The 10,123-nt window shown below is 62.4% G+C and carries 9 protein-coding genes; 4 read left to right on the plus strand and 5 right to left on the minus strand.

The window, feature by feature from the left end; genetic code table 11:
- Positions 1–490: hypothetical protein (locus KA184_21190; protein MBP8132103.1), on the plus strand; the 490-nt coding region annotated here is incomplete at its 5' end.
- Between the two features lie 74 nt (positions 491–564).
- Here KA184_21190 and KA184_21195 read toward each other — a convergent pair.
- From KA184_21195 to KA184_21205, 3 genes are all read right to left on the minus strand, one after another.
- The gene (locus tag KA184_21195) at positions 565–1,164 is read right to left on the minus strand and encodes a hypothetical protein (GenBank protein MBP8132104.1); all 600 of its coding nucleotides are present in this window, start codon (positions 1,162–1,164) and stop codon (positions 565–567) included.
- A 77-nt stretch (positions 1,165–1,241) separates the two neighbouring features.
- Positions 1,242–2,069, minus strand: coding sequence for a sugar phosphate isomerase/epimerase (locus KA184_21200; protein ID MBP8132105.1), 828 nt, complete (start codon positions 2,067–2,069; stop codon positions 1,242–1,244).
- A 743-nt stretch (positions 2,070–2,812) separates the two neighbouring features.
- Complete coding sequence (locus tag KA184_21205) at positions 2,813–4,405, minus strand: fucose isomerase (protein MBP8132106.1); 1,593 nt, start codon at positions 4,403–4,405, stop codon at positions 2,813–2,815.
- 193 nt (positions 4,406–4,598) lie between these two features.
- On the opposite strand from KA184_21205, the gene KA184_21210 reads away from it, so the two are divergent.
- The 3 genes from KA184_21210 to KA184_21220 all read left to right on the plus strand — a co-directional run bounded on the left by KA184_21210 (position 4,599) and on the right by KA184_21220 (position 6,561).
- Positions 4,599–4,907 (plus strand): hypothetical protein, encoded by a 309-nt coding sequence (locus tag KA184_21210; GenBank protein ID MBP8132107.1) that lies wholly within the window; start codon positions 4,599–4,601, stop codon positions 4,905–4,907.
- A gap of 202 nt (positions 4,908–5,109) precedes the next feature.
- Positions 5,110–6,237, plus strand: a complete 1,128-nt coding sequence (locus KA184_21215) for an aldose 1-epimerase family protein (protein ID MBP8132108.1) — start codon at positions 5,110–5,112, stop codon at positions 6,235–6,237.
- Between the two features lie 30 nt (positions 6,238–6,267).
- The gene (locus KA184_21220; protein MBP8132109.1) at positions 6,268–6,561 is read left to right on the plus strand and encodes a hypothetical protein; all 294 of its coding nucleotides are present in this window, start codon (positions 6,268–6,270) and stop codon (positions 6,559–6,561) included.
- Positions 6,562–6,965: 404 nt separating this feature from the next.
- On the opposite strand, the gene KA184_21225 is transcribed toward KA184_21220, so the two are convergent.
- The gene (locus KA184_21225) at positions 6,966–8,942 is read right to left on the minus strand and encodes an alkaline phosphatase family protein (GenBank protein ID MBP8132110.1); all 1,977 of its coding nucleotides are present in this window, start codon (positions 8,940–8,942) and stop codon (positions 6,966–6,968) included.
- 132 nt (positions 8,943–9,074) lie between these two features.
- Positions 9,075–10,052 (minus strand): endonuclease/exonuclease/phosphatase family protein, encoded by a 978-nt coding sequence (locus tag KA184_21230; protein MBP8132111.1) that lies wholly within the window; start codon positions 10,050–10,052, stop codon positions 9,075–9,077.
- Positions 10,053–10,123 lie beyond the last annotated feature (71 nt).

A 10,123-nucleotide genomic window follows, 5' to 3' on the forward strand; every position in this document is an offset into this window, starting at 1 on the left:
TGGGGTGGTGGGGGGTGAAGGTGAGGGTGACGGTGAGGGGGAAGGCGAAGGCGAGGGGGAAGGTGAGGGCGAGGGCGAAGGCGAAGGCGAAGGTGAAGGTGAGGGCGAGGGCGAAGGCGAAGGCGAAGGTGAAGGTGAGGGCGAGGGCGAAGGTGAGGGCGAGGGTGAAGGCGAGGGCGAGCATTCTGCCGATCAGAATGGTGATTCACGGATCAATCTGACGGAACTGCTTCGCGTCATTCAATTCTACAACTCGGGCGGCTTCCATTGCGCCGATGACCCGGGTTCCACGGAAGACGGCTATGTGCCGGGGCCGGGCGCGAACCAGAGCTGCGCGCCCCATTCCAGCGATTATGCGCCGTCCGGACCGGACTGGGAGATTAAGCTTACCGAACTGTTGCGCCTGATCCAGTTCTACAATTCGGGCGGCTACCATGCATGCCCGGGCGAAGGGACGGAGGACGGATTCTGCCCGGGATTAGCGCGATAGAGTAGAGTCGTAGTCTTTCCGACGCCCGCGTGGGACCCGGTTGGGATTCCGGACGCGGGCGTCATTTCGTCGCTTCACGCATTGTCGATCAGAATGTAAGGAATAACCGCCTTCCTCCAATTCGCGCCGTGGTAACGTCTCGCTTGGTCTTCGGCCAGCGAGACGAAGCTGTCCCACTGGCCGGGATGGATGGTCTGGCAGCCTTCGCTCGATGTTCTCGTATACGAGCCGCGGTGGATATTGATGCCGAAGTGCCCCGTGTCTTCATAGGGCGGGTCGCCGTCGCGAATGACGGTGACCGGACCGCAGCGTTGGCATAACGCCAGATACTTGCCCCGGTGCAGGCCGAACCGGTGCACGAACCAGGCCCCGGCCTTGAGCGACGCCATGCCCTTGCTCGCGCCCGTGCCGTGGCCTGGCCGGAACTTCGAGGGGTCCGTATTCGCGTTGTACGCCGCAAAGGCGCTCGGTGTCTGGAGGAAAATCGCGTCGTCGTAGATGCCGCGGTCGTTGACATTCGGCGCGCCCATCGAATCCCGGTAATAGCCGCGTATGCCCACGACAATCATCGGGTATTTCACGCGGTCAAGCCCGAACGGCCGCAACAATGGCTCGAGTTCCGCGCTGGACAGCCGCGGTCTTCCGGCTGGCGGGAGAATCTGAGCGTGTGACATGAATGCGCCCCATACTGGTCTCTTCGTACAAGCAGGGGCGCACGTTGCACACGTTTGCGGCGCTTGAGGAGCGGGCATCACCCGGTCAGGGTCTTGAGATAGGTGATGCTACGCTCCGCTTCTTCGACGGTGCCGCACTCGACGCTCATGACGATGTCGCGCGGGCACGACCTGAGCACGCGCACCACATTCGGCCAGTCGATGACGCCCTCGCCGCACGCGCAACCCACGGCGGTGCCGGTCACCTTGCCGCGTTCCGCTTCAGCCTGCGCGCGCGGGATTTCCTTCGCGTGCAGGTGCACGAGCCGGTCGTTGACCCGTTGCAGCCACCGGATCGGGTCGTGTCCGCACAGGTAGCTGTTGCCCGTGTCGAAATTGATGCCGATGGCCGGCGAATCAACGAGATTGTGGATACGGTCGAGGCCGTCCGGGTCCTTGCTGTATTGCTGGTGCGGTTCCAGGCCGATCAGAATACCGCGCCGCTCCGCGACGAGCGACGCCTCCTTCAGCACGTAGCGCATCAGCACGTGGTCCTCCTCCTCGGTGGTCCAGGCCGGCTTCGGGCCTTCGTCGGTATTGACCACCGGCGCGCCGCACTCCGCCGCGAAGCGCACCGCCTGTTTCAGGTACTCCGTGCTGACCTCCGGCTTGCACAGCGGGCAATGGGCGGACAACCCCGACAACTGGATGCCCGCGTCCTCGCACGCTTTCTTGACCCGGTACGGGTCGTCCAGCATCGACACGCTGTGGAAGTAACCCGCCTCGCTCAGCAGTTCGCGGCCCAGGTGGACCATCGGCTCAACGTACTCATAGCCGAATTCCGCCGCTTTCCGCACGCCCCACTCGAACGGCTTGTCCGCGTGGCGCACAAATTCCATATTGACTCCAATGCCGATCTTCCCCATGACAAGAACCCTCCTCTCTTGCTGACCCAGTTTGAAAACATACTAGCCCGAGATGTCCACGCGGGACAAGCCGCGCGAACACGTTCTTTACTGAAAAAAGACCGCGCGCCGGCCCGCCTGTGATATGCCAGCCGCCGGGAAATCCGAGTGGGCGTGCGGGAGGAACGCCCGCAAATGCGCCGGGCTTGCATCCAGGTCGTCGCCTGCGGAGTCGCGAGTCGTTTTCCGTTCCGCCTGAGAGAGGTAAGCGACGCGTAAGCCCAAACGAAGGGCCCCTTTGGCGAGACGGGATGCCCCGTTCGACCGCGTAGTCGGTATCCTGGAGCAGAGGCGAAGGGGGGATGTTGTCCGGACGGTGAACACAAACATGGTGTTGGCGCATTGGCTAATCGGGCGGGAGACCGTCGAGGAGGTTCAACGTGGCATGGGGCGTGCGAAATACGGCGAGAAGGCGGTGGAAATATGACCAAAGCAATTGAGGAAGCGGTATGGACAGGGGTTCTCTGTTACAAACAGCTGGTATTTTAGACAATTTCATGTTGTGTTTCAGAACCGTTTTCAAATGCTCCACTCAACGGACAGAAAATTGGTCTCTTACAGGAAAAGATGCCCAGTGGGTGGCGCATCGCTGCCGGGCGCAAGAAAACGAAGCGCGCGAAGAAGGCCGGCCGTGCCGGATTCCTCTTCGCGCGCGTTGGGGCTGGTTGCGCGATGCGCGCTATTCATTCCGCTTCGGGAACGTCTCAGGCGAGCTCCTTGCCCGCATCACCGGCGATGCGTGTCTTGATCCCGAGGTTCAAGCACGTTGCCGCGAGTTCCGGCAGAATGTTGCCGTAACCGACCACGATATGGTTCGACATGTGCGTGGCCATGAGCTGATTGCGGTCGTAGCCGGGGATGTGCACGTTTGCGATGGGCCAGACCGGAGTGGTCTTGTCGAGCCGTTCCTGCACTTCCGGCGCGGGCAGGTCGAGCACTTCGCCGGTGCCCAGGTCCATGCCCATCTCACCGTACTGTTCGTAGCACCGCGCCCACGTGATAAGCCCGGGTTTCGAGATGCCCGAGCACGTGCCTCCGCCGAGCGGGAAATACATGGCCGGCTGCCGGTACACGTGGGTCCTTCTCCATCCGCCGAAGTGGGCGGGCGGCGCGCCGCCGCTGACCAGAAATACCCATACGAATTTCCCGTCATACTCGCGGCCCCACCGCACGTCGTGCAGCGTCGTCTCGGCCGGCATGCCTTTGCGATCATAGATTTCGTTCATGAGCATCTGGGGGATGCCCGCGCCGAGGTCGCCTTCATTGAAATGCGGGATGGCCTTGCCCTGCTTGACGATGGCGCCGGTCTCCGGGCTCTTGATGGGGGGGCGGTCGGCGTTGTTGAGCATACCCTCGACCAAGTCGGACGCGGAGCAGCAGCGCGCGAGACCCAATTGATAGGGAATGCCGATGGCGCTGAGGCCGAAGCGCTCGACCATCCGGCCCGCGGCGGCGTACATCTTCATCTGTGAGATGACCTGCCCATGGACGAGTTCCTTGGAGCCGTCCGTGCCCCAGTGGAAGTTGCAGCCTTTCTTCACAAGCCAGTTCAGGTGGCGCTGCGCTTCCGCGTCGCTCACGAGGTTCATCTCGGCGAGCAAGTCGGATTGATTCAGATACTCGATGGGCATGCCTGCCGCGCCGACGAGCGCGGGGTCCATGACCGCGTTGAGCATGCCCATGCAGCCGGGATCGAACTGGCCCATGATGCGGCGTTTCGTGCGGATGTCTGCCGCGAGTTCGGCGCCAAAGCGCTTCGCGGCAGGCGCGAGGCGCAGCTTCGCGGCGTCGCGCAGGTGAGAAGCGTCGTACTCGATCTTCTGCGTGCGCAGCCAGTTGCCGAGTTGCGTCATGAAGAATTCGTCTTTTGTGAACGCGTCCGTCCAGAGCCGCGCATGCGGGATGTGCAACCGGTGCAGCGACCCCGAATGATTGAGCAGCGCGACGAGGCCGGGCCAGGTGCCGTCGAAATTCGCGAGCAGCAGGATGGGGCCCTTGTGGGTCTGGAGCGGCCCGCACACGTGGTGCGAATAGGCCCAGCAACTCAGCACGACGACGACCGGCGCGTTGGGGTCAATCTTCGAGAAGACCGCCGCGCCTTCGCTCTGGCGCGTAATGAACCCATGTTTCTTCTTTGCGTCGTACTTCGTAAGCGTTTCCGTCTGGACGCCCAACTTGCGAAAGGCCTTGGCCACTTCCCGAAGCGTCAACTCCTGCATCGGCCAGCACTCGACGCAGGCCGAGCTGCGAAAATCGCCGTTCGAGATCAGATAGACCTTCTCAATGCGTTTTGCCATGCTCGATACTCCCTTCCGTCTTGCGGCGCCCTGCACGGCCACCGCCTCCAATTCGTTGAGACAACCGCATAAGAATAGGTCGCAACGCCGCCGAAATCAAAGCGGGGAACGTCTTATCCGTGCTCCATCCTTTGTTGTACTGCATTCGCAAAAAGATGACGCGTGCATGCGCACGGCATTCCGGTGACTCGCGATGACCTTTCGTGGGCATATCAAGGACCGGGCCGTCATCTTGAACGAGCCGGCGGCGCTGCCCGGCGGCGCGCTGCTTGAGGCGCCCTTACCCGACGCGGGAAACGTCGCGTTTGCGCACCGGATGCGGCCGGTTATCGGGGTTGCGCCCAATTTGCCTTCTGACATGGCAAACAGGCACGGCCACCATATCCGCATGGCACGCCGCGACCATGAACAGGCTGTTCGCCGACAGCCATTGCTTCTTTGCGTTTCTGAACCAGACTTGCCCGCAGATCATTTAAAGACGGCAGTGTTTTCGCCGGAATGAATGAACGGGGATTGTCCGATGCGCTTACCGACGGTCGGCACTTCGCGCACGCGTGTTTCAACGCCGTGTCCGCTCGATTCTCTCGCCAGGGTGCGCGCGTATGTCAATGGACCGAAATCGAGCCGCTTGCGGCGCGGCGGTGTGCGTCGTATTGTATGTGCACGAGAATCAGACAAGACTCTCGCGCAAGGGAGGTCGTGCAATGCAAATCTATGGCAAGCGGTATTCCGTGGCGGACCTGCGCCGCCGCGTCGGTAACATGGACCAGATCGCGGGCGTTCGCGTCGTGCAGCTCGACGACGGCAACGAACGGCCCGCGCGCGCAGCCTTGATCCACACGGGCAGCGGCCTGGAACTCACCGTGGTGCTCGATCGCGCGCTGGACATCGCTTCGGCGGCGTTTCAGGGCAAGGCGATGGGCTGGCGCTCGACCACCGGCGACGTGGCGCCGCAGTACTTCGAGGCGGAAGGCATCCGCTGGCTGCGCAGCTATTTTGGCGGTCTCGTGACCACGTGCGGGCTGACCAACGTGGGCGCGCCCGCGCCGGGCTTGCGCACGGCCCTGACGGGGGAGGGCCTGCACGGGCGAATCGGCAACACGCCCGCGCGCAACGTAAGCGTCGTGCAGGAGTGGCAGGGCGATGATTACGTGCTTCAGGTGTCCGGTACGATGCGCGAAACGAGCGTGTTCGGCGAGAACCTCTCCTTGACGAGAACCGTCTCGACCCAATTGGGCGCAAAACGGTTCTTTATTCATGACGTCCTGACGAATGAGAGTTTCAAGACGACGCCGTTCATGCTGCTGTACCACTGCAACATCGGTTGGCCCGTGGTGGATAAGGGCTCGGAACTCATTACGCCGAGCCGGCATGTCGCGCCGCGCGATGCGGCCGCGCAGGCGGGGAAAGAGGAGTGGTTCCGGATGGACGGCCCCATCCACGGCTATGCGGAGAAATGCTACTACCACGACATGGTCCCAGCAAGCGACGGGACCGTTACCGCGGCGATTGTGAACGACGGCTTCGCGCGCGGCGAGGGTTTCGGCGTGTACGTGAAGTACCGCAAGAGCGAGATGCCGCGCTTCGTCGAGTGGAAACAGATGGGCGAGCAGGACTACGTGTGCGGTCTCGAACCTGCGACCTGCGGCGTCGAGGGCAAGCACATCGACCGCGAACTGGGCCTCTTGCGGGAATTGCAGCCGGGCGAACGCCGCGAATTCCACCTCGAATTCGGCGCGATCACCGAGACCGCCGAGGTAAAAAAGCTGCGCGCCGCCCGCGCGAAGGTCAAAACCAAGATCGTCGACAGCTACAAGCAGTTTGTAGAGTAACAGTGCGGGTAAGGACCAAGAAGACGCAAGGTGCCAGAAGGACGCTATCTGGCTGCCCTTTTGAGGCCATTCCGCGGTTTTGACTCCGGTATCGCCATCCCGCGCATGATCGACCCAGTATTTTGGGGTCACGACGAAGATGGGCCACGGCATGCGCCAGGGGTTGTCCGCTTCTTCCGCGTGCCACAAGCCGGAAGGGAAGCGGTTGACGAGCAGGCGGCGGATACCATGCGCGTAAACCGGACACGACTCGGGATAACGCCGAATGCGCGGGACCGTTTTGTCCATCTCGGCGAGGAACGCATCGCCGACTCCTCGCGCTGAAGGTTCGTACCAGTGAAAGGCGTCGCGGAGTTCCTGTCTTGCGATGCCGAGAAACGCGACCCCTCATGCTGCCTGAACTCATTCCTCACCGATTCATACGGATGCGCCTGTTGACGGTCTGCAAGAAAGGCCTGCCTGGGCCGGCGCGCCTCTTTCGCCTACGCCTGACCCTTGGCCGTATCCAGACGTCTGACTTGGGCAAGCAGAACATCTGCTGGGACCATCTTCTCTGCGTCGGACAGTTCGCGGGCCTTTTCTCCGAGTTCCTGCAAGGCCATCGAAAATGACCTCATTGTATTCTTCATGGAATATGCCGGTGTCTTTTCTCGACGGCAAATCCTGCGGGAAGGCACGCGGATCTCTTACCGGTCGAGGCCGGTTCTGCTATGAGCACCCGCCGGCCCCTAGAGCAGGCCTTTTCCTTCAAACACGGGCGGGACTTGGAGTCCGAGGTACTGCAGGGCCGTGACCCCGATATCGAGTAACGTCGGGTTCTCTGCTACCTTCTGGTTGGCGAACAGGACGCCGGGCGTGTCGGCTACGTCGGAACTGGCGTGCTCGCCGCTCCATTTGTCGTCGTTCGGAGAAAGAATCTCTTTGGGGGCAGCGCCCGCCGCCGAAGCCTTCGCGGTCTGATAACCCTCCGCATAACCCAACTGGATATCCGGTGACTCGATCTTGGATTCGCCCTGGTCGCCGTGCAGGTCATAGACCTGGCCGAAAATCTTCTCGCCCGTGGCCGGGTCGGCGACTTCCCGCAATTTGCCGCGGATTTCCTCGATCAGGGCGGGCGCGTCCTCGGGCGCGACAATGCCTTGGCCTTCGCGTCCGCGCAGGTTGAGAAAGATCATGCCCAGCCCGAGGCCATAGGCGCGCGTACGCGGCCAATCGAAGCCTTGCAGGTATTTCTCGTCCGTGAACGCGGTTGCCGGGTCGGTCTGCCCCTTGACGGCGAGGTAGCCGTTGCGAATGAGCCAGGTATTAACGCTGAATCCCGTGCGGAAGCTGTGGAACCCGTGGTCCGATATGACCATGAGCAGGTCGCCGGGCTGGAGCCGCGCCATCACGTCGCCGATGATGCCGTCCATGGTCTGGTAGGTGTCCTCGACGGCGCGCCCGTACTTGGCGGCGCCTTCCGGCGTGTACAAAGGGTGTTTCGGGTCGCGGAAACGCCAGAACATGTGCGAAACGCGGTCGGTGGCCGTCCATGCGGCAACGAGCAAGTCGAAATTGCCGCGGTCGATCTCGTCCAGACAAAGCTGGCGGCGCCAGGCCATGGTGCGCTTCACGTCTTCGAGGAACATATCCTCCGTCAGGTCGCCTTTTTGCAGCGCCTTCGTGTCATAGACCCAACCGATCGTCTTGAAAAGGCCATAGCGGTCGGCGAGTTCCGCGGAATAGGCTGGCGGCTCGCTGATCGGGATCATCGGTTCGCGCGGGTGCATCTGAAGACAAGTCATGTAGATGCGCACCGGCGCGTCGCCCTGCATAAGATGGAAGCGGCTGATGGCCCGCACGTGGTACTTCGGCGAGAGCGGGAACGTCCATTCCATCCAGGGCGACCACTCGCCCTCGGCCAGCGTGACCGTCTGCTCTTGCACGCGAATCACCGCCTTCTTTGCGGCCCGGTCGGCCGTTACCTCGACCGGGACTTCGGCGTACTGCCCGCGCTTGCCCGGGATGCCGATGCCCGGAACCGGCACCGTCGCCGTGTCGCCTTCAAATTTCAACGGCAGACGCATGCCTCCGGCGACCGGCTCCGGCTTCGCGAAATCCTCGGAGAAAGCGAAATAGGTGCTCTGAGTGCCGCGGATATCGGGCACGTCCAGTCCGCACAATTGACAGCAGGCATCGGTCAGGTCGTCGGCGGGATAGGCGAACGGCACGACCAGCGCTTTCACGCGCGCGCCCTGGTCGCTCGCGACTTTCCAGAAGGTTTCGCCCTTGCGATAGTTCATATACGAGGCAGGGTTCGCCAGCGCGCCGTCCGGGGCGAGGTCCGGCTGTTTCGTGAGGCCAAAACCCGGCGCGGGAAAGTAGTTGGCAGGGTTGCGCCGCAGAAAATCAAAAATGCCATGATTGACCGGGGTGCGGCACGTGGCGAAGTTCGACCACGCCGTCGGCGACTGCGGAGGATTGCTCGACGCGAGCGGGACGAAGGTGCCCGCCCCTTCGAGTTTCGCTACGTTCGGCAATTCGCCCGCATCGATCATCTGGCGCGTGATCTTCGGGTCTACCCCGTCAAAGCCGAGGATGATGACGCGGCCCTTTGCGCCGGGTGGCTGGGCGCAAGCGTGGTGCGCCACATTCGTTATTGTGGCGCACGCCAAGGCAACAACGCACCAGGAAAAACCTGAAAACACAGCGGAATTAAGTCGCATTACGTTCGTTCTCCGTGAAAAGCCTCATTCGCGCACGTAAAAGAAGAGAAATCCTAGCGCATACGATCACGCCATGACAAACGCCGCGCGCCGGTTTGCGCGCTCTTGAACCATGCAGCAGGCATCTGTGGTTTACAGGGTTGTGTCAGCTTCGCTCGCGGCCGCTGCGGCAGCATCCGTCCGGGCAACCTCGAGCGGCGCCGCGCCAGCCGCGGGAACAACGCGGACGGTGGACATGTAGCCGTTGTGGTCGCTCAGCAGCCGGCCGTTATGCCGTTCCAACTCCGCGAAAGCGACCATCTCGAATGTGTACGCGGGGTCGGCGATGCCGAAAATGTTGTCGATGCGTTTCTGGTCGTCCATCAGGTGTACCAGGCCGATGTCGCGGACCAGCAGGTCGTATTCCGGGTTGCCCGGGCGGCAGTTGAAATCGCCGACGAAGAACGCCGGGCCGGTGTTCGTGCGGGTCTCGTTCACGAAGAGGGCTGCCTCGCGCATCTGTTGCATGCGCACTTCCCTGTTGGCCGCGCGGCCGTAATTGGCCTGCGCGTGGGTATCATAGAAATCAATGATGCCTGCCGGATGTTCGATTCGCGCCAGGGCGACGCCCTTGCCCGCCCACCAGTCGCCTTCCCAGAGGCGGAACCATTCGTTGCTTGCGGTGTAGCGGTGGAAGAGCGTCTCTTTGATAGGCCAGGCACTCATAATCAAAAGGCCGCTGCCGAGCGTGGCGCTTGGGAAATACTCGTGGTATCGCAGCCGCGACCCCGCCAAAGCGTCAATCAGGATCCCGCGTTCTTCTTCGGCGAAGACCTCTTGAAATCCTGCGACATCGGGGTCGATCCGGGTGAGCAGGTCCCCGATTGCGCGCATGCGTTCCGCGCGGTTCCGGCCGACGACCCACAGGTTCTGCACGTTGAACGTGACCACCTTCAGTTCGACGGGGGTGGTCATGCGCGGCGGAGGCGACTTCAGCAACGCACTGCTGGCGATATCGGTCTCCGAGCCGGTGCGCCCATTCACGAAAACCGCCGCGCATATGATGACGGCGAACAGGCAGGCCACGCCTGCCAGAACCACGGCGCTGAACCACACCATCGCTTTGCGCATCTTCCTGCTCCAAGTGCCGGCAGGGTCCCGCCCCTTGCGTCAGGGGGAGCGCGCCCTGCCGTCCGTAGTCA

The organism is Candidatus Hydrogenedentota bacterium, assembly GCA_018005585.1.
Classification (GTDB): domain Bacteria; phylum Hydrogenedentota; class Hydrogenedentia; order Hydrogenedentales; family JAGMZX01; genus JAGMZX01.